General features: G+C 73.5%; 21 protein-coding genes. 18 read left to right on the top strand and 3 right to left on the bottom strand.

The window, feature by feature from the left end; genetic code table 11:
* Positions 1–217: 217 nt before the first annotated feature.
* The 5 genes from ACWIYF_RS13685 to ACWIYF_RS13705 all read left to right on the top strand — a co-directional run bounded on the left by ACWIYF_RS13685 (position 218) and on the right by ACWIYF_RS13705 (position 3,068).
* Positions 218–400, top strand: a complete 183-nt coding sequence (locus ACWIYF_RS13685; RefSeq protein ID WP_448628685.1) for a hypothetical protein — start codon at positions 218–220, stop codon at positions 398–400.
* A complete protein-coding gene (locus ACWIYF_RS13690) occupies positions 397–1,056 on the top strand; it encodes a class F sortase (RefSeq protein WP_448628686.1) in 660 nt (219 codons plus the stop codon). The genes ACWIYF_RS13685 and ACWIYF_RS13690 overlap by 4 nt, the downstream gene beginning before the upstream one ends.
* 137 nt (positions 1,057–1,193) lie before the next feature.
* Positions 1,194–1,406 (top strand): hypothetical protein, encoded by a 213-nt coding sequence (locus ACWIYF_RS13695; RefSeq protein WP_448628687.1) that lies wholly within the window; start codon positions 1,194–1,196, stop codon positions 1,404–1,406.
* Between the two features lie 86 nt (positions 1,407–1,492).
* Complete coding sequence (locus ACWIYF_RS13700) at positions 1,493–2,296, top strand: AfsR/SARP family transcriptional regulator (RefSeq protein ID WP_448628688.1); 804 nt, start codon at positions 1,493–1,495, stop codon at positions 2,294–2,296.
* Between the two features lie 70 nt (positions 2,297–2,366).
* A complete protein-coding gene (locus ACWIYF_RS13705; RefSeq protein WP_448628689.1) occupies positions 2,367–3,068 on the top strand; it encodes an HAD family hydrolase in 702 nt (233 codons plus the stop codon).
* Here the strand turns inward: ACWIYF_RS13705 and ACWIYF_RS13710 are convergent.
* Both ACWIYF_RS13710 and ACWIYF_RS13715 read right to left on the bottom strand, forming a co-directional pair.
* Complete coding sequence (locus ACWIYF_RS13710; RefSeq protein WP_448628690.1) at positions 3,065–4,249, bottom strand: amidohydrolase family protein; 1,185 nt, start codon at positions 4,247–4,249, stop codon at positions 3,065–3,067. The two genes, ACWIYF_RS13705 and ACWIYF_RS13710, sit on opposite strands and share 4 nt — an antisense overlap.
* Positions 4,250–4,292: 43 nt before the next feature.
* Complete coding sequence (locus ACWIYF_RS13715; protein WP_448628691.1) at positions 4,293–5,228, bottom strand: RecB family exonuclease; 936 nt, start codon at positions 5,226–5,228, stop codon at positions 4,293–4,295.
* Between the two features lie 96 nt (positions 5,229–5,324).
* Between ACWIYF_RS13715 and ACWIYF_RS13720 the strand changes: the two genes are divergently transcribed.
* From ACWIYF_RS13720 to pafA, 8 genes are all read left to right on the top strand, one after another.
* A complete protein-coding gene (locus tag ACWIYF_RS13720) occupies positions 5,325–6,170 on the top strand; it encodes a tRNA (adenine-N1)-methyltransferase (protein WP_448628692.1) in 846 nt (281 codons plus the stop codon).
* Between the two features lie 127 nt (positions 6,171–6,297).
* The gene (arc, locus tag ACWIYF_RS13725; protein WP_448628693.1) at positions 6,298–8,079 is read left to right on the top strand and encodes a proteasome ATPase; all 1,782 of its coding nucleotides are present in this window, start codon (positions 6,298–6,300) and stop codon (positions 8,077–8,079) included.
* 101 nt (positions 8,080–8,180) lie between these two features.
* On the top strand, positions 8,181–9,686 hold the full coding sequence (gene dop / locus ACWIYF_RS13730) for a depupylase/deamidase Dop (RefSeq protein WP_448628694.1): 1,506 nt from the start codon (positions 8,181–8,183) through the stop codon (positions 9,684–9,686).
* Between the two features lie 70 nt (positions 9,687–9,756).
* Positions 9,757–9,966: a ubiquitin-like protein Pup gene (locus tag ACWIYF_RS13735; protein WP_448628695.1), complete on the top strand. Its 210-nt coding sequence runs from the start codon at positions 9,757–9,759 to the stop codon at positions 9,964–9,966.
* 36 nt (positions 9,967–10,002) lie between these two features.
* A complete protein-coding gene (locus tag ACWIYF_RS13740) occupies positions 10,003–10,716 on the top strand; it encodes an endonuclease VII domain-containing protein (protein ID WP_448628696.1) in 714 nt (237 codons plus the stop codon).
* A 155-nt stretch (positions 10,717–10,871) separates the two neighbouring features.
* Positions 10,872–11,714 carry a proteasome subunit beta gene (gene prcB / locus ACWIYF_RS13745; protein ID WP_448628697.1) on the top strand — a complete coding sequence of 281 codons (843 nt, stop codon included), beginning with the start codon at positions 10,872–10,874 and terminating at the stop codon, positions 11,712–11,714.
* 3 nt (positions 11,715–11,717) lie between these two features.
* Positions 11,718–12,611 carry a proteasome subunit alpha gene (prcA, locus tag ACWIYF_RS13750; protein ID WP_448628698.1) on the top strand — a complete coding sequence of 298 codons (894 nt, stop codon included), beginning with the start codon at positions 11,718–11,720 and terminating at the stop codon, positions 12,609–12,611.
* Between the two features lie 81 nt (positions 12,612–12,692).
* A complete protein-coding gene (gene pafA, locus ACWIYF_RS13755; RefSeq protein WP_448628699.1) occupies positions 12,693–14,051 on the top strand; it encodes a Pup--protein ligase in 1,359 nt (452 codons plus the stop codon).
* A 31-nt stretch (positions 14,052–14,082) separates the two neighbouring features.
* Here the strand turns inward: pafA and ACWIYF_RS13760 are convergent, their stop codons facing one another.
* A complete protein-coding gene (locus tag ACWIYF_RS13760) occupies positions 14,083–15,195 on the bottom strand; it encodes a DUF3866 family protein (protein WP_448628700.1) in 1,113 nt (370 codons plus the stop codon).
* A gap of 55 nt (positions 15,196–15,250) precedes the next feature.
* Here ACWIYF_RS13760 and ACWIYF_RS13765 point away from each other — a divergent pair, with 55 nt between their 5' ends.
* The 5 genes from ACWIYF_RS13765 (at position 15,251) to tatC (ending at position 18,817) form a co-directional block, all read left to right on the top strand.
* Entirely contained in the window at positions 15,251–16,228 is a 978-nt protein-coding gene (locus ACWIYF_RS13765) for a helix-turn-helix transcriptional regulator (protein WP_448628701.1), read from the top strand.
* A complete protein-coding gene (locus tag ACWIYF_RS13770; RefSeq protein ID WP_448628702.1) occupies positions 16,225–17,220 on the top strand; it encodes a helix-turn-helix transcriptional regulator in 996 nt (331 codons plus the stop codon). The genes ACWIYF_RS13765 and ACWIYF_RS13770 overlap by 4 nt, the downstream gene beginning before the upstream one ends.
* A gap of 10 nt (positions 17,221–17,230) precedes the next feature.
* A complete protein-coding gene (locus tag ACWIYF_RS13775; protein ID WP_448628703.1) occupies positions 17,231–17,425 on the top strand; it encodes a hypothetical protein in 195 nt (64 codons plus the stop codon).
* 94 nt (positions 17,426–17,519) lie between these two features.
* A complete protein-coding gene (gene tatA / locus ACWIYF_RS13780; protein ID WP_448628704.1) occupies positions 17,520–17,849 on the top strand; it encodes a Sec-independent protein translocase subunit TatA in 330 nt (109 codons plus the stop codon).
* 26 nt (positions 17,850–17,875) lie between these two features.
* On the top strand, positions 17,876–18,817 hold the full coding sequence (gene tatC, locus ACWIYF_RS13785; RefSeq protein WP_448628705.1) for a twin-arginine translocase subunit TatC: 942 nt from the start codon (positions 17,876–17,878) through the stop codon (positions 18,815–18,817).
* The last annotated feature ends 8 nt before the right edge of the window (positions 18,818–18,825 follow it).

Here is an 18,825-nt window from a genome sequence, read left to right on the forward strand (position 1 = left end):
CGGCTGGTTCCTGCCCCCCGGCGGCGGCGACACCCCGACCGACCCGGCGGGCTCGACCGGGCAAGCCGGTCCGAAGGGCGATCAGGGCCCGGCCGGGCCTCCGGGACCGATGGGTCCGCCCGGGCCGCAAGGGCCCAGCGGTCCGCCGGGGCCTCCCGGGAACGACGGCGGGACGGTGTCCACCACCTCGTCGAGCACGGCGGCTCCCGTCACGCCCGTGGGGGCGCCGGACACCGGTGGCGGCGGGACGGCGTCGAACGCCGACATCGTCCTCGTCACCGCCGGCGGCACCGCGCTGCTCGTCGGGGCGTTCCTGGCCGGGTACGCCGTGCGGCGCCGTGAGGTCGTGGGCGGGCGGGCCCGGAACGGACGGACCCGGACCGGGCCGCGCAGCCCGTGATCCGGCGCGCCGGCTGGGCCGGCGCCGTCCTCGCCGTCACCGGTCTGGTGCTGTTCCTCCTCGGCCTGCACGTCGCGACGACGGCTCGGCCGCAGACCCCGGTCGCGGCCGGCGCGCCCGGCCCGACGGCCGAACGCGTCCCCGCCGCGGCCGCACCCCGCCCGGAGCGGCCCGGCCCGCCGCCCGTCCACCTCGACATCCCGCGCATCGGCGTGCACACCGACGTGATACCTCTGGGCCTCAACCCGGACGGGACGGTGAGCCTGCCGCCCCTGGACACGCGGGCGCCCGCCGGCTGGTACCGCTACCTGGCCGCCCCCGGTGACCCCGGGCCCGCCGTCCTCCTCGGGCACGTGGACACCTACCGGGGGCCCGCCGTCTTCTACCGGCTCGGCGAGCTGCAACCCGGCGACACCGTCTCGGTGCAGCGCGCCGACGGCCGCGCCGTCGAGTTCAGGGTGGACGCCGTGCGCGCGTATCCGAAGAGCGACTTCCCGGCGCAGGCGGTGTACGGCCCGGCCGACCGGCCCGTCCTCCGGCTGGTGACCTGCGGGGGAGCGTTCGACCGGGACCGGCGCAGCTACCTCAGCAACGTGGTCGTCTACGCCTCGCTCGTGCCCCGGGCGACGGACATGCCGGGTGGCCGCGCGCAGTGACAGCCGGGTGACGGAGGGGCGGCGAGACTGGCCCGGTGGCTGGGTGGACGAGCCAGGCTGCCGACAGCAGGGACGGCGCGCGGTCGCTCCGAGCGGGCGGACGGCGCCCCCGCCCGCGGCCGGGCGCCGAGGGGCGCGTGTCGCCGTTCCCCGCGCCGGTGCCCGCGCGCACGGGGGCGTGCTACATCCGGGTCCAGGTGCAGGGCGGGGGGAGCTGGTACCGGGTGGTGCTGAATCCCGACGTCCTCGACCCGGAGGGTGACCGCACCCACGATCTGGCCAGCCTGGAGGACACGATCCAGCTCGTGCACGACTTCCTCGCCTCCTTCGAGCCGCCCGCAGCGCGCTGAGCACGCGGTGCGTGATGTGCCGGTGACGCGTACCCCCTACGGTCGGCCGCGGCCACGACTGCGAGCGGAGTCCGGCGGGAGGCGCCATGACCGTGCTGCCGTCCGACGTCCCCGCGGTCGGGGAGGATGCCGCGCCCGGATGCGTCCTGCACCTGCTGGGGGAGGGCCCCTTCGTCAGCACCGGGGGCCGCCGGCACGAGGTCCCCGAGGGGAGCAAGCGGCTGCTGGTCTTCCTGGCCCTGCACCGCCGGCGGGTCGAGCGACGGCAGGTGGCCGGCGCGCTGTGGCCGGTGGGCAGCGAGGAACGGGCCGCCGGCAACCTGCGGTCGGCGCTGTGGCGGCTGCGCGGCGCCGACGTCGACGTCCTGGTGACCGACAAGACGTCGGTGAAGCTGCGCGACGACGTCGCCGTCGACCTGGACCTGGTGAGCGCCTGGGCCACCCGGCTGATCACCGGCACGGCACCCGCCTCCGACCTGACGCTCCCGCCCTCCTGGACCGAGGCCCTCGACCTGCTCCCCGGGTGGTACGAGGACTGGGCCCTGCTCGAACGCGAGCGGCTCCGGCAGCGGGTCCTCCACGCCCTCGAGGCGCTCAGCCACCGGTACCTGCTGGCCGGCCGGTGCGCCGAGGCCGTCGACGTCGCCCTGACCGCGGTGGCCGTGGAGCCGCTGCGGGAGAGCGCCCAGCGGGCGCTGCTGCGCGCCCACCTGGCCGAGGGCAACCACATCGAGGTGCTCCGGTGCTTCGCCGCCTACCGGACCCTGGTCCGCCGCGAGCTCGGCGTCGAGCCGGCCGCGGATCTGTTCGCCATGACGCAGCCGCCGCGCGACAGCCGGGTGGCGGCGCCGGCGGCCGCCACGGGCGGGGGGCGCATGCCGGCCGGATGAGCCGCCCCGAGGGCGACCCTGGTCACACCGGCTACCCGGTGCGCCGCTCGGTCGGGGACAGTGGCAAGACGTGCGGCACTCTGTGGACGCCGTCCTGTTCGACATGGACGGCACGCTCGTCGAGACCGAAGAGACCTGGGGGGACGCGCTCGCGGCGCTGGCCCGCCGGCACGGCGGCGAGGTCACGCCGGCGGCCCGGTCGGCGACCGTCGGCACGAGCATGCCGGTGGCCCTGGGCATCCTCTACGCCGATCTCGGCGTCGAGGCCGACGACGAGCAGCTGGTGGCCGACACCCTCTGGGTCGAGGACCTCATGGTCGAGCTGCTCGAGCGGGATCTGAGCTGGCGGCCGGGGGCGCGCGAGCTGCTGGCCGAGGTGCGCGACGCCGGCCTGCCGACGGCCCTGGTGACGACGACGCCGCGCCGGCTGGCCGCCTCGCTGCTCACCCGCATGGCCGACGACCTCGGCACGCAGCCCTTCGACGTCACGGTCTGCGGCGACGAGGTGCCGGCGGCCAAGCCCGACCCGGCGCCGTACCGGCAGGCGATGGCGGCCATGGGCGTCGACCCGCTCGGCTGCGTGGTCCTCGAGGACTCGCCGTCCGGCGCCGCGGCCGGGCTCGCGGCCGGCGCGGCGGTGCTCGGTGTGCCGTCACTGCAGCCGCTCGCACCCGCGCCCGGGCTGACGCTGCGGCCCACGCTGGCCGGCGTCACGCTGCGCGACCTGGCGGACCTGGTGGCGGCCCGGGGCGACGAGGAGCCCGCCGCCTAGCCTGTCGAGACGACCTCGCGGCCGCGGGACACGACCAGGCGGACGTCGCGCAGGGCGGTGATCTCCGCCAGCGGGTCGCCGTCCACGGCCAGCAGGTCGGCGTCGAGCCCGGCCGCCAGCCGCCCGGTCCGCCGGGCCAGGCCGCAGACGCGGGCTGCGACGCTCGTGCCCGCGGCGAGGGCGGCGGCCGTCGGCAGCCCCGACAGGACCAGCTCCAGCAGCGACTCGGCCATGATCGTGTGCGGTTTGGCCGGGTTGATGCCCGCGTCGACGCCGCCGACGAGGGTGACGCCGGCGCGGTGCAGCTCGGCAATCTGCGGATAGCGGTCCTCCCATGCCATGTGCGTGCGCTCCATCGCCGCCTGCACGTGCGGCGGCGGGATGGCGCCCGCCCGCCGGGCGAAGGTGGGGGAGACCGGGATCCCGGCCGCGGCGATCGCGTCGGCGAGCCCGGGTGGCGTCCGGATGCCGTCGGCGGTGACGCAGGTGCAGTGCTCGATCCCGTCGACGGCCGCGGCGACGCACATCTGCACCGCCGGCACGCTGTGCGCGTGCGCCGTGACGGGCAGGCCGTGCCGGTGCGCCTCCTCGACGACGGCGCGCAGCTCGTCGAGGGTGAACTGGCTGGCGAGCACGTCGGTGCCGGCGGTCATCAGCCCGCCGCTGGTCATGATCTTGACGACGTCGGCGCCGTGCTCGGCCCGCTCCCGCACCGCCCGGCGCAGCCCCTGCTCACCGGCCGCCGCACCGCCCATGCCGGCGCAGTGCCCGCCGGGCGAGGTGATCGGCGGGCCGGCGGCGACGACGGTCGGGCCGACGTCCCGGCCGCGGTGCCGGTCGGCGACCGCCCACCGGGCGTCGCCGAGGTCACGGACGGCGGTGACGCCGGAGGCGAGCTGCGCCGCCAGGGACTGCTCGACGATCGCGTCCAGCTCGGCGTCGGTGAGCGCGGGCAGCTGGTCCAGGGCTCGCGGACCGGCGTCGCCGCACAGGTGCACGTGCGGGTCGATCATCCCGGGGAGCAGCGTCGCCCCCGGCAGCTCCGTGACCGGGCAGCCGTCCGGCGCCGCCCCCGGACCCGGCTCCACACCGACGATCGTGCCGCCGTCCACGAGCACCAGCGCGCCGTCGCGGAGCACGCGCTCGCCGTCGAACGCCCGCGGTGCCCGGTATCCGTGCACGGCGGCAGGCTAGCGCCCGGACCCGGGGGCAGCGGGGTCCCCTTCAGTCGCGCTCGATGACCGGGAGCGTGGCCCAGCCGGCGGCCGCAGCGGCCTCCGAGGGGAACGGCGGGGGAGTGCCGCCGAAGGACGGGCACAGCGCCTGGTGGTCGCACCAGCCGCACAGCCGGCTCGGGCTCGGCCGGAAGTCGCCGGTGGAGACGGCCCGCTCGATCGCCGCCCAGATCGCCTGCAGCGTGCGCTCGAAGCGGACCAGCTCGCCCTCGTCGGGGGCGTAGGTCAGCGCGTCGCCGTCGCCGAGGTAGATCAGCTTGAGCTGGCTGGCGACCACGCCCCGGGTGCGCCACAGCACCAGCGCGTAGAACTTCATCTGGAACAGCGCCTTGGCCTCGAACGCCTCGCGGGGCATGGCGCCGGTCTTGTAGTCGACCACCCGCAGCGCCCCATTGGGCGCGACGTCGAGGCGGTCGACGTAGCCGCGCAGCAGCAGCCCGTCGGGCAGGGTGACCTCGACGAGCTGCTCGCGGCCGTCGGGCTGGATGCGGGTCGGGTCCTCCAGCCGGAAGTACGTCTCGACCAGCCGGCCGGCCGAGGTCAGCCACGCGTCGAGGGGCTCGGCCGGCTGGTCGTCGTCGGCTGTCCCGGCGAACAGCTCGGCGATCTCCGGATCGGCGCTCAGCTCCGCCCAGGCCGGCGCGATCAGCTCCTGCGCGGCGGCCGGCGTGCGCTGCGCGGCCGGCAGGTCGTAGAGCCGCTCGAGCACCGCGTGCACCAGCGTGCCCCGCACCGCGGCCCGGCTCTTGCGCTCCGGCAGCCGGTCGATCGTGCGGAAGCGGTAGAGCAGGGGACAGGTCTTGAAGTCGGCCGCACGGCTCGGGGAGAGCGAGGGCCGGCGAGGCGCCGTCTGGTCGACGGGCGCGTCCGGGGAAGAGGCAGCAGCACCCTCGGTGGGCTGCCCGGTCTGCACCATCGCCGTCATGGGTTCGAGGCTAGGTCGGACCGCCGACAGTTCCGAGCCCCCGCACCGCAGCAGGGGACAGGGGTCACATCCGCCTCCTCCGTAGGCTGGCCGCTCGTGACCACGGAGCAGGAGACCGTTCCCGGGGCGTTCGCCGTCGGCGACCGGGTGCAGCTGACCGACCCCAAGGGACGGCTGCACACCGTCGTCCTCCAGCCGGGCAAGCAGTTCCACACGCACCGCGGCGCCATCGAGCACGACGACCTGATCGGCGCGCCGGAGGGCTCGGTCGTGTTCTCGACGGCGAACACCGGCTACCTGGCGTTCCGGCCGCTGCTGGCCGACTTCGTGCTCTCCATGCCCCGCGGCGCCCAGGTGATCTACCCCAAGGACGCCGCGCAGATCGTCGGCTTCGGCGACATGGGCCCGGGCATGCGGGTGCTGGAGGCCGGCGCCGGGTCCGGCGCGCTGACCTGCTCGCTGCTGCGCGCGGTGGGCAGCGAGGGGGCGGTCACCAGCTACGAGCGGCGCGAGGACTTCGCCGACGTCGCCCGGGCCAACGTCGGCGCGTTCTTCGGCGAGGTGCCGCCGAACTGGTCGCTGCGGCTGGGCGACCTCGCCGACCACCCGGCCGGGGAGGTCGTCGACCGCGTCGTCCTCGACATGCTCGAGCCCTGGGCGGTCCTGCCGACGGTGGCCGCGGCCCTGCGCCCGGGCGGCGTCCTGGTCGGCTACGTGGCCACGACGACGCAGCTGTCGACCTACGTCGAGGCGCTGCGGGCCCAGGGCGTCTGGACCGAGCCGCACGCCTGGGAGAGCCTGCTGAGGCCCTGGCACGCCGTCGGCCTCGCCGTCCGCCCGGAGCACCGCATGGTCGCGCACACCGCCTTCCTGGTGACCGCGCGGCGGCTGGCGGAGGGCGCCGTCGCCCCGACGAGACAGCGCCGTCCACAGAAGAACTGATCGGTCCGGGGAACACCGGGTAACGGTTCGGCGCAGGCGTCTCAGTGGCGCGCCAGCCCTCGGCACGTTGTCGGAGCGCGTGTATAGATTTGCCTCCTGGCTCCCCCGATGTGTGCGGAGGTGCGCGATGGGCCTGGGTCCTGAGGAAGGTCGAACGCGGCGTGAACGTGACGTCGCGAGCCTGCTGAGTCAGATCTCCTACCTGGAGGAGGAGATCGCTCTCCTGCGCCGCAAGGTGGCCGACAGCCCCCGTCAGGTGCGCGTGATGGAGGAGCGGATCGCCGAGGCCGAGGGGCGCGCGGCGTTCCTCTCCGAGCGCAACGACAAGCTGGCCGGGACCCTCCGCGAGGCGCGCGAGCAGCTCGTGACCCTCAAGGAGGAGGTCGACCGGCTCGGCCAGCCGCCGTCCGGGTACGGCGTGTTCCTCGCCCGGCACGAGGACGGCACGGTCGACGTCTTCACCGGCGGGCGCAAGCTGCGGGTGTCGGTCTCGCCGAACGTCGAGCTCGACGACCTGCGCCCCGGCCAGGAGGTCATGCTCAACGAGGCGATGAACATCGTCGAGGCCCGCGGCTTCGAGAAGTCCGGCGACGTCGTCATGCTCAAGGAGCTGCTCGACCCGATCGACGGCGTCACCCAGCGGGCGCTGGTGATCGGGCACACCGACGAGGAGCGGGTGGTCTACCTCGCCGACTCGCTCACCGACCAGCCGCTGCGGGTCGGCGACTCGCTGCTGCTGGAGTCCCGGTCGGGCTACGTCTACGAGCGGATCCCGAAGAGCGAGGTCGAGGAGCTCATCCTCGAAGAGGTCCCCGACATCGACTACGGCGACATCGGCGGCCTGGCGCGGCAGATCGAGCAGATCCGCGACGCGGTGGAGCTGCCGTTCCTGCACGCCGACCTGTTCCGCGAGTACCAGCTGCGCCCGCCGAAGGGCATCCTGCTCTACGGCCCGCCCGGCTGCGGCAAGACGCTGATCGCCAAGGCCGTGGCCAACTCGCTGGCCAAGCAGGTGGCGGAGAAGCGCGGGGAGGACTCCGGCTCGAAGTCCGGCCGCTCGTACTTCCTGAACATCAAGGGCCCGGAGCTGCTCAACAAGTACGTCGGCGAGACCGAGCGGCACATCCGGCTGGTGTTCCAGCGGGCCCGCGAGAAGGCCAGCGAGGGCACGCCGGTGATCGTGTTCTTCGACGAGATGGACTCGATCTTCCGCACCCGCGGGTCCGGGGTCTCCTCGGACGTCGAGAGCACGATCGTGCCGCAGCTGCTGAGCGAGATCGACGGCGTCGAGGGCCTCGAGAACGTCATCGTCATCGGCGCCTCCAACCGCGAGGACATGATCGACCCGGCGATCCTGCGGCCGGGCCGGCTGGACGTGAAGATCAAGATCGAACGGCCGGACGCGGAGGCCGCCCGCGACATCTTCAGCAAGTACCTGACCACCGAGCTGCCGATCCACCCCGACGACCTGGCCGAGCACGGCGGCAGCCGCGAGGCCACGATCGCCGGGATGATCCAGCGCACCGTCGAGCGGATGTACACCGAGAGCGAGGAGAACCGCTTCCTCGAGGTGACCTACGCCAACGGTGACAAGGAGGTCCTGTACTTCAAGGACTTCAACTCCGGCGCGATGCTGCAGAACATCGTCGACCGCGCCAAGAAGATGGCCATCAAGGAGAACCTGGAGACCGGGACGCCGGGGCTCCGGGTCGGCCACCTGATGGCGGCGTGCCTCGACGAGTTCAAGGAGAACGAGGACCTGCCCAACACGACCAACCCCGACGACTGGGCGCGGATCTCGGGCAAGAAGGGCGAGCGGATCGTCTACATCCGCACGCTGATCAGCGGCAAGGGCAACGAGTCCGGCCGCGCGATCGACACCGCCACGAACACCGGCCAGTACCTCTGAGAAAGGGCCCTGCTGCCCCCCACGCCTCGCACGCTCGGCGCGGGCCCCTGCAGCAGGGCCGCTCCAGCCCGTCACCGGGCCGCGCGGCTTAGGGTTGGGGCATGAGCGTGCGTCGGGTCATGGGTACCGAGGTGGAGTACGGCATCTCGGTGCCCGGTCAGCCGACCGCGAACCCGACGACGCTGTCCAGCCAGGTCGTCAACGCGTGGGCGGTGGCCGAGGCCCCGACGCCGCGCCGTCCCCGCTGGGACTTCGAGGAGGAGTCGCCGCTGCGCGACGCCCGCGGGTTCGACCTCTCGCCGGCGCAGGCGCTGGACCACACCGACCTCGACGAGGACTCGGGGATGGCCAACGTCATCCTCACCAACGGCGCCCGGCTCTACGTCGACCACGCGCACCCGGAGTACTCCACGCCCGAGGTGACCAACCCGCGCGACGTCGTCCTCTGGGACAAGGCGGGGGAGCAGGTGATGGCCGAGGCCGCCCGCCGGGCGGCGCGCATCCCCGGCACGCAGCCGATCCAGCTGTACAAGAACAACACCGACGGCAAGGGCGCCAGCTACGGCGCGCACGAGAACTACCTCATGGACCGGCGGACGCCGTTCATCGACATCATCCGCGGGCTGGTGCCGTTCTTCGTCACCCGGCAGGTGTTCGCCGGGTCCGGGCGGGTCGGCATCGGCACGGAGAGCCGCACGCACGGCTTCCAGCTCTCCCAGCGGGCGGACTTCTTCGAGGTCGAGGTGGGCCTGGAGACGACGCTCAAGCGACCGATCATCAACACCCGCGACGAGCCGCACGCCGACGCCGACAAGTACCGCCGGCTGCACGTGATCATCGGCGACGCGAACCTCGCCGAGCTGTCCACCTATCTCAAGGTGGGGACGACGTCGCTGGTGCTGGCGATGATCGAGGCGCGGGCGCTGACCGAGACGATCGCGCTCGAGGAGCCGGTCGCGGAGCTGCAGGCGGTCAGCCACGACCCGTCGCTCACCCACCAGGTGCGGCTGCGTGACGGCCGCCGGATGACGGCGCTGCAGCTGCAGTGGCTCTACCAGGAGCAGGCGCAGAAGTTCGTCGAGGAGCGCGGGGACGCCGATGAGCAGACCCTCGACGTGCTGCGCCGCTGGGCCGAGGTGCTCGAGGACCTCGGCGAGGACCCGATGCGCTGCGCGGACCGGCTGGACTGGCCGGCGAAGCTGCGGCTGCTCGAGGGCTACCGGTCGCGGGACGGGCTGTCGTGGGGGCACTCGCAGCTGCACCTGGTGGACCTGCAGTACTCCGACGTGCGGCCGGAGAAGGGGCTGTACCACCGGCTGGTGGCGCGCGGCTCGATGCAGCGGCTGCTCACCGACGACGAGGTGACCCGGGCGATGACCGCGCCGCCCACGGACACCCGGGCCTTCTTCCGCGGCGAGTGCCTGCGGCGCTACCCGTCGCAGGTGGCGGCGGCCTCCTGGGACTCGGTGGTCTTCGACCTGGGCCGGGAGAACCTCGTGCGGATCCCGACGATGGAGCCGCTGCGCGGCACCCGCGACCACGTGGGGGAGCTGTTCGAGTCCACGTCGACGGCGCAGGAGCTGGTCGACACCATCACGGGTGGGTGAAGACGGCCTTGGCTGTCGTACCGGACGGGTACGTTCAGCCTCAGCACAGCCACGAGCACCGGAGGGCACCATGGCCACCAGGGACACCGGCGGGCAGCAGCGGGCGACGCGGACGCGCGAGGAGACCGACGAGGTCGAGGCCTCGGTCGACACCGAGGTCGCCGAGCGGCACAAGGAAATGTCCGAGGACATCGATTCCATCCTCGACGAAATTGACGAGGTATTGGAGGAGAATTCCGAGGAATTCGTTAGGAGTTATGTACAAAAAGGGGGCCAATAGGCCATTCTGTGAGGCCGTTTTTGAATGGTCTCGGGAATGGTCGAAGGCAAGTACTGCAAAGATTGCGGCGAGATCCGCCCCGTCTCGGAGTTCACCCGTGACAAGCGGCGCGCCGATGGGCTCGCGTTCTACTGCAGAACGCATGCGCGCTTGCGATTACGCAGGTCGCACGACGCGCGGCGCGGTCGACCACCGTCGCACCGGTTCGCGCGGGACGTCGACGTGCCTTCCGGTCACAAGTGGTGCCCCGACTGCGGGAACGTGAAGCCGTTGGAGGATTTCGTTCGCAACGCGAGTCAGCCCTCGGGGCGGGCCCCGTACTGCAAGCCCTGCCACAACCTCCGCGGCAAGCTGTCGAGGGACAAGGTCGGCGGATCGAGGACCTACCACCTCAAACGGCGGTACGGCATCACCGCCGAGGATGCCGACGCGATGCTGGAGGCGCAGGACGGCTTGTGCGCCATCTGCGGCGTCGCGCCGGCCGCCCACGTCGACCACGACCACGAGACCGGCGCGGTGCGGGAGCTGCTCTGCTTCAACTGCAACGGCGGCCTGGGGCAGTTCAAGGATGATCCTGACGTCCTCCGGGCCGCCGCCGACTACGTGGAACGGCACCGCGACCGGCCGTCGGAGACCAGCAGGCGATCGGGTGCAGCGGGACGACCTCGACGGCGCCGGCCCATGTGGCAGGACTTCGGCATCTGCAGGCACGGGCTCGCGAGCCTGCGGACGCTCGAGCCGGAGGACTGAGGCGGTCCACTGCGCCGGTCCGCGCCCCGTCGCGGGCCGGCGCAGGCGTGTTCGCCGCTGTTCGCCCGAGGCGGACAGCCGCGCCCACGGCCCGCCGGTAGGGTCCAACCGACACGACGATCGACGCCGGAGCGCGCGGCGGGAGAGGCGGATGGGTGCACGAGTCGTCAGCAGGCAGGAGCGGGTTCACCCCCGCCTACCTGGACCGAGTGGGCTCCTCGTTCACCGATTTCCTCGCCGTCGCCGCGCCCGATCTGCTGCCCGGCCGCCGGCCGCTGCCCACGCTGCCGGTGGGTGACCTCACGCCGCACGGCACCACGATCGTCTCCACCACCTACGCCGACGGCGTCCTCATGGGTGGCGACCGCCGCGCCACCATGGGGAACCTGATCGCCCAGCGCGACATCGAGAAGGTCTACCCGGCCGACTCGTGGTCGGTCATCGGCATCGCCGGCGCGGCGGGCATCGCGATCGAGATGGTCAAGCTCTACCAGGTGGAGCTCGAGCACTACGAGAAGATCGAGGGCCTCACGCTCAGCCTCGACGGCAAGGCCAACCGGCTGGCGCAGATGATCCGCGGCAACCTCGGCGCCGCGCTGCAGGGCCTGGCCGTCGTCCCGCTGTTCGCCGGCTACGACCTCGACGCCGCCGAGGGCACCAGCCCCGGCCGGATCTTCAGCTACGACGTCACCGGCGGGAACTACGAGGAGCGCGGCTACGCCGCCGTGGGCTCCGGCTCGCTGTTCGCCAAGAACTCGCTGAAGAAGACCTGGCGGCCCGGGCTCGACGGCGACGCCGCGCTGCGCTCGATGGTCACGTCCCTCTACGACGCCGCCGACGACGACACGGCCACCGGCGGCCCCGACCCCGTGCGGCGGCTGTACCCGATCGTCTACCGCGTCGACGCCGACGGCGCCGTCCGGCTGCCCGACGCCGAGGTGGCCGCGGTCGCCGAGGCGATCGTGGCCGAGCGCGCCGCCAACGAGGGGCAGGGCTGAGCCATGACGATGCCGTACTACGCCTCGCCCGAGCAGCTCATGCGCGACCGCTCGGAGTACGCCCGCAAGGGCATCTCCCGCGGCCGCAGCGTCGCCGTCCTGACCTACGCCGACGGCGTGCTGTTCATCGCCGAGAACCCCAGCTCCACGCTGCACAAGGTCGGCGAGATCTACGACCGCATCGGCTTCGCCGCGGTCGGCCGCTACAGCGAGTTCGAGGCGCTGCGGGTGGCCGGCGTGCGCCTGGCCGACGTCCGCGGCTACAGCTACAACCGCCGCGACGTCACCGGCCGGGTGATCGCCAACGCCTACGCCCAGACCCTCGGCGAGATCTTCACCCAGCAGATGAAGCCCTACGAGGTCGAGCTCTGCGTCGCCGAGGTGGGGGACAGCCCGGAGACCGACCAGCTCTTCCGGCTGACCTTCGACGGCTCCGTCGTCGACGAGCCGGACTTCGTCGTCATGGGCGGGCAGGCCGACGCCGTCACCGGGCACCTGCGTGAGCACTTCCTGCCCGGCATGGGCCTGGCCGACGCGCTGCAGGTCGGCGTCCGCGCGCTGTCCGCCGTCAGCCCGGTCACGTCCGGCTCCGGCAACGGCGGCCCGTCGCAGCTCACCTCCGAGCAGCTCGAGGTCGCCGTCCTCGACCGGCGGCGGCTCAAGCGGGCCTTCCGCCGCGTCGTGGGCGCCGCGCTGCGCCGGACGCTCGGTGAGGACGACGGCGCCGCGGAGGCCGAGGAGGTCCCCACGCCCGCGCACGCGCCCAGCGTGCCGGCTCCCGGCACGCCCCCGGGGCTGGGCGACCCCCAGGCGCCCGACACCGCGGGCGGCACGGCGGACAGCGGCGAGGCCGCCCGGACACCGGTGGACGACGACGAGCTGGGCGGCGAGGGCTGACCTTCGCAGTTTCGCCACGCGGACGGTGGACCGGCGCGCGCTGCACCAGCCATCGTCGCCCCCGGCGCCTAGTCTCGGACCGTGGACCGACGGATCTTCGGCATCGAGACCGAGTACGGCGTCACGTGTACCTTCCGCGGCCAGCGCCGGCTCTCCCCGGACGAGGTCGCGCGCTACCTGTTCCGCCGGGTGGTCTCGTGGGGGCGCAGCTCCAACGTGTTCCTGCGCAACGGCTCGCGGCTCTACCTCGACGTCGGCAGCCATCCGGAGTACGCCACCGCCGAGTGCGACGACCTGGTCGAGCTGGTCGTCCACGACAAGGCGGGGGAGCGGATCCTCGAGGGCCTGCTGGTCGACGCCGAGCAGCGCCTGTCCGAGGAGGGCGTGATCGGTGACATCTACCTGTTCAAGAACAACACCGACTCCGCCGGCAACAGCTACGGCTGCCACGAGAACTACCTGGTCGGCCGGCACGGCGAGTTCAGCCGGCTGGCCGACGTCCTGATCCCGTTCCTGGTCAGCCGGCAGATCATCGTCGGCGCCGGCAAGGTGCTGCAGACCCCGCGCGGGGCCATCTACTGCGTCAGCCAGCGCGCCGAGCACATCTGGGAGGGCGTCTCGTCCGCCACCACCCGGTCCCGGCCGATCATCAACACCCGCGACGAGCCGCACGCCGACGCCGAGCGCTACCGGCGGCTGCACGTCATCGTCGGCGACTCGAACATGAACGAGACGACGACGCTGCTCAAGGTCACCATGACCGACCTCGTGCTGCGGATGATCGAGGCCGGCGTCCCGGTCAAGGACATGACGCTGGAGAACCCGATCCGGGCGATCCGCGAGATCAGCCACGACATGACCGGCCGCCGCAAGGTCCGCCTGGCCAACGGCCGGGAGATGTCGGCGCTGGAGATCCAGACCGAGTACCACAACCGGGCCGTGGACTTCGCCGACCGCGAGGGCTTCGGCCCGGTGCACCGGCAGATGCTCGAGCTGTGGGGCCGGGTGCTCAAGGCCGTCGACACCGAGGACCTGAGCCTCATCGACCGCGAGATCGACTGGGCCACCAAGTTCAGCCTCATCGAGCGCTACCGGGCCAAGCGGGACCTGCCGCTGTCGCACCCGCGCATCGCTCAGATGGACCTCGCCTACCACGACATCAGCCGCACCCGCGGGCTGTACTACCTGCTCGAGCGCAACGGCCAGGTCGACCGCGTGGCCCACGAGCCGCGGGTGTTCGAGGCCAAGAACGTGCCGCCGCAGACCACGCGGGCGCGGCTGCGCGGCGAGTTCATCCGCCGCGCCCAGGAGAAGCGCCGCGACTTCACCGTCGACTGGGTGCACCTCAAGCTCAACGACCAGGCCCAGCGCACCGTCCTGTGCAAGGACCCCTTCAAGGCCGTCGACGAGCGCGTCGACAAGCTCATCGCCAGCATGTGACGACCGGGGCCTTCTGCATCGAAAGCCCCGGTCAGGACGCGTCGTCGGGTTCGGGGACGGGGACCCGCAGGGCGGCGTAGCGGCCGGCGGCCGCGGCGGCCAGGAAGTAGGCGCGCTCCTCCTCGAGGCCCCGCCCCATGGTCGACAGCGGCACGGGGGACAGCTTCAGCGCGTCGTCCAGCCCGTCGGTGTCGACCCACACGACCTCGTTGCGCTCGGGCTGCCCGGCCAGGTCCTCGCCGATCTGCCCGCCCAGCTCCGACGACAGCCCCCGCGGCGCCACCAGCGTCACCCCGGCCAGGGCCACCCGCCCGAAGGCGGTCAGCGAGTGGTGGGAGACCCCGCGGTGGCGCGGGCGCGGGTCGGCCTCCGAGATCCGCAGCGCCCCGACCGGCTCGCCGCCGAGCACGCTGACCGCGTTGCACGCCTCGCCGGCCGCGATGCCGGAGAAGCCCCACGGCGTCCCGGTGCCGAGGTTGCCCGGGCCCTGGGTCACGATCGCGACGTCCGCGCCCAGCACGTGCCGGGCCGCCAGCAGCCCGGTGTGCAGGGTGACCGCCTCCACGTCGCCGCCGAAGGCCTGCCCGACCGTCACCACGCCGACCAGGGACGGCGCCAGGGCCGAGAGGGTCCGGGAGAAGCCGGCGACCAGCGCCCCGCCGTCGGTCATCACGTAGGCGACCTTGAGGTCGGGGTCGGTGGCGAGCACCCCGATCAGCACCGCCGGCAGCGCCGAGTGCAGGTCGGCGACGACGACCGGCATGCCGCCGAGGTCCTCGGCCGCGGCGATCGTCTCGTGGTGCTCGGTCTCCTGCTCGTCGACGCCCTGCACGGTCACCTGCAGCGGCGTGTAGCGGGCCTTGACCAGGTGGCCGGGGCCGGTCGGGTCCGGCGGCAGCCGGTCGGGGACGGCGACGACCAGCGCGTAGCCGCCGGTGCCCAGCCGCTGCGCCCAGGCCGTGGTGTTGAGCAGGACGTCGTCGCCGACCTCGGGCGTGCCGACCAGGGAGGGGTGGGCCAACGCCTTCAGCTCGCCGTCCCCGGGCACCTCGACGGTCAGCTCCAGCGCATCCCGCCACGACCGGCCGGCCGCCGTCACGCGGCCCCGCCGCCACCGGATGCGCGTTCCCCCCTGACTGCTCACCCAGGCAGGCTAGCCAGGGCGCTCGCCGGGCGCCGCGTCTGACTAGCCTGGGCGCGTGGCGGCGAAGCGGGCGGAGCGACTGGTGAACCTGGTCATCGCCCTGCTCGGCACCCGGCAGTACGTGACCGCGGCGCGGATCCGCGCCACGGTGCCCGGCTACGAGCCCGACGACGGCAGCGACCGCGCCGACGAGGCGTTCAAGCGGATGTTCGAGCGGGACAAGGCCGAGCTGCGCGAGATGGGCGTGCCGCTGGAGACCGGCCGCACCAGCGTCTTCGACACCGAGGACGGCTACCGCATCGCGCGCGCCGACTACGAGCTGCCCGAGATCACGCTGACCGGCGAGGAGGCCGCCGCCGTCGGGCTGGCGCTGCGGCTGTGGGAGTCCGCGCAGCTGGCCGGCGCCGCGCACAGCGCCCAGGTGAAGCTCAAGGCCGCCGGCATCGACGTCGACACCGGCCGGTCGATCCCGCTGCAGCCGCGGCTGGACGCCGGCGAGCCCGCGTTCGAGCCGTGCTACGCCGCCGCCCGCGACCGGCGGCTGCTGGAGTTCGACTACCGCCGTCCCGACGAGGACGCCCCCGCGCACCGGCGCGTGCACCCGTGGGGCGTGGTGGCCTGGCACGGCCGCTGGTACCTGGTCGGCTTCGACCTCGACCGGCAGGCGCCGCGGGTCTTCCGGCTCTCGCGGGTGGTCGGCACCCCGAAGCCGGTCGGCCCGGCCGAGGCGTTCGAGCCGCCCGCCGACCTCGACCTGGCCGAGATCGTCGCCGGCCAGGACGGGGGAGAGGAGCACCTGGTCGTCGTCCGCGCCCGGCCGGGGACGGCGATCGGCCTGCGCCGGCACGCCACCTCCCTCGGCCCGGCCGACGACGGGGACGACCGGCTGGAGCTGCGCACCAGCGACCTCTTCCGGCTGGCCGACGAACTGGCCTCCTACGGCGCGGACGTCGTCGTCGAGGCGCCGGCCGAGGTGCGCCGGGCGGTGGTCGAGCGGCTGACCCGCCTCGCAGGCCTGGAGCAGCCTCGATGAGCACGCCGTCCACCGCCGACCGGATGACCCGGCTGCTCACCCTGGTGCCGTACCTGCGGGCGCGGCCCGAGGGCGTGCGGCTGGCCGAGGCCGCCCGTGACTTCGGCGTGCCGGAGAAGCAGCTGCGCCGCGACCTGGACCTGCTGTGGATGTGCGGGCTGCCCGGCTACGGCCCCGGCGACCTCATCGACCTCGCCTTCGAGGGCGACCGCGTGCGGGTCACCTTCACCGCCGGCATGGTCCGCCCGCTGCGGCTGACCACCGACGAGGCGGTGGCGCTGGTCGTCGCGCTGCGCACACTGCTCGAGCTGCCCGGCCTGGCCGAGCGGGACGCGGTGAGCCGGGCGCTGGCCAAGGTCTCCAGCGCCGCCGGTCACGCCGGGGAGCGGGTCACCCCGGTCGCGGTCAGCGTCGACGCGCGCGAGCAGGCGCTCGCCGTCGTCCGGGAGGGGCTGGAGCGCAAGCGCGCGCTGCACCTGCACTACTACGTGCCCACCCGCGACGAGCGCACCGAGCGGACGGTCGACCCGATGCGGCTGCTGCTGGTCGACGGCAAGTGGTACCTGGAGGCGTGGTGCCGCCGGGCCGAGGGGGTGCGGCTGTTCCGGCTGGACCGGGTGGACGACGTCCGCGTCCTCGACGAGCCGGCCGCGCCGCCGCCGCAGGCGCACGAGCGCGACGTCGAGGGCGGGGTCTACCAGCCGGCGGCCGGCACGCCGGCGGTCCGGCTGCGGCTGGCCCGCACCGCCCGCTGGGTCGCCGACTACTACCCGGTCGAGGACGTGCGCCCGGTCGACGACCCGCCCGGCGGGCTCGCGGTCACCGTGCGCACCGCCGACCTCGCCTGGGCCCGGCGGCTGGTCGCCTCGCTCGGCGGCGCCGCGGTCGTCGACGAGCCGGCCGAGCTCGCCCGGCAGGTGGTCGCCGACGCGCGGGCGGCGCTGGCGCGCTACACCGACGACGCCCGGGCGGTGGCCGGCCCGGCTGGCTAGGGTCGGCCTCGTGCTGCTGCTCGTCGTGTGGATCGCCGTCGGCGTTCTCGCCGTCGTCGTCCTGGGTTCACTGGCGTACCTGACGCTGGGCGCGCTGCGGCGGCTCGGCCGGGAGGCCACGGCCCTGGACCGGGACGTGCGCCCTGTGCTCGAGCGGCTGCGGCAGGCGGCGGCCCGGGCGGGGGAGGCCGACCGCACGCCCTGATCGGGGATGGCGTTCCCCCCCGCTCGGGGGGCCATTTCCCAGGTCGCCCCGGCGTAGCATTTCGGCAAGCCGCCCCACCACACGGAGGAACCCGATGAATCTCGGCCCAGTGGAGATCGGACTGATCGTCCTGGCGATCCTGCTGCTCTTCGGTTACAAGAAGCTGCCCGATGCCTCCCGCTCCCTCGGCCGCTCCCTGCGGATCTTCAAGGGCGAGATGAAGGGCATGAAGGACGACGACGTGCGCAGCAAGGACGCCGCGACCACCACTCCGGTCCGCGGCGAGGTCGTGCCGCCCGCGGTGCCCGCATCCGGTGACCTCTCGGCCCAGCTCTCCGCCGAGGCCGCCGAGGCCGAGGCCCGTGCCGCCGAGGCGCGCGCGGCCGAACTGCGCAACCGCGCCGACCAGGCACGCCGCGTCTGACCGCTGTCCGGGGGGACGGACCGACCGTGAGCGAGGAAGCCCGGCCGCGCCGTCGACGGCGTCGCCCGCCGCGCGACGCCGCGGCGACGATGACGCTCATCGCCCATCTGCGCGAGCTGCGCAACCGGATCGCGAAGGCCCTGGTGGCCCTGCTGATCGGGACCGCCATCGCCTTCTGGTGGTACTCCCACGGGCTGGGTGACTTCATCCGCGCGCCGTACTGCAACCTGCCGGAGGACCTGCGCTACGGCGACTCGGGCGGCGGCTGCGGACTGCTGATCACCGACGTCTTCGGTGGCGTGTTCATCCGGCTCAAGGTGAGCTTCCTGGCCGGGGCGGTGCTCTCGGCGCCGTTCTGGCTCTACCAGCTCTGGGCGTTCATCACCCCGGGCCTCAAGCGCAACGAGAAGAAGTACGGGATCACCTTCGTCGCGGCGTCCACGACGCTGTTCGCCCTCGGCGCCTTCCTGTCCTACATCTCGCTGTCGGCGGGCCTGCGGCTGCTGCTGAGCCTGGCCGGCGACGGCGTGGTCGTGGCCCTCACCGCGCAGGACTACATCGGCTTCGTCCTCTCGCTCCTGGTCGCCTTCGGCGTCAGCTTCGAGCTGCCGCTGATCGCGGTCGCGCTCAACCTGGTGGGGGCGCTGTCCTACGAGGTGCTGCGCAAGAGCCGGCGGTGGATCTTCTTCCTCACGATCGTGTTCGCCGCGTTCATCACCCCGACGCAGGACCCGTTCACGATGCTGCTGATGGCCGGTCCGATGATCGTGCTCTTCGAGGTCGCCATCCAGATCGCCCGCGTCGTCGACAAGCGGCGTGCCCGCCGGGCCGCCACCGAGCACTTCCACGACCTCGCCGACGACGAGGCCTCCCCGCTGGACGCGACGCCGTCGCCGATGGAGGACGACCTGCGGGTCGAGCACGACGACCTGGCTCAGGGCGGGACGACCACGCCCTCCCGCGGCTGAGCTGCCCC

Source organism: Geodermatophilus sp. URMC 64, assembly GCF_053502555.1.

What these genes read in the sequence shown, in the direction of transcription:
- ACWIYF_RS13700 (WP_448628688.1), top strand. Translation starts at nt 1,493, where the DNA reads ATGACCGTGCTGCCGTCCGACGTCCCCGCGGTCGGGGAGGATGCCGCG.
- ACWIYF_RS13715 (WP_448628691.1), bottom strand. Translation starts at nt 5,228, where the DNA reads ATGACGGCGATGGTGCAGACCGGGCAGCCCACCGAGGGTGCTGCTGCC.
- arc (WP_448628693.1), top strand. Translation starts at nt 6,298, where the DNA reads ATGGGCCTGGGTCCTGAGGAAGGTCGAACGCGGCGTGAACGTGACGTC.
- dop (WP_448628694.1), top strand. Translation starts at nt 8,181, where the DNA reads ATGAGCGTGCGTCGGGTCATGGGTACCGAGGTGGAGTACGGCATCTCG.
- ACWIYF_RS13735 (WP_448628695.1), top strand. Translation starts at nt 9,757, where the DNA reads ATGGCCACCAGGGACACCGGCGGGCAGCAGCGGGCGACGCGGACGCGC.
- ACWIYF_RS13740 (WP_448628696.1), top strand. Translation starts at nt 10,003, where the DNA reads ATGGTCGAAGGCAAGTACTGCAAAGATTGCGGCGAGATCCGCCCCGTC.
- prcA (WP_448628698.1), top strand. Translation starts at nt 11,718, where the DNA reads ATGACGATGCCGTACTACGCCTCGCCCGAGCAGCTCATGCGCGACCGC.
- ACWIYF_RS13770 (WP_448628702.1), top strand. Translation starts at nt 16,225, where the DNA reads ATGAGCACGCCGTCCACCGCCGACCGGATGACCCGGCTGCTCACCCTG.
- tatA (WP_448628704.1), top strand. Translation starts at nt 17,520, where the DNA reads ATGAATCTCGGCCCAGTGGAGATCGGACTGATCGTCCTGGCGATCCTG.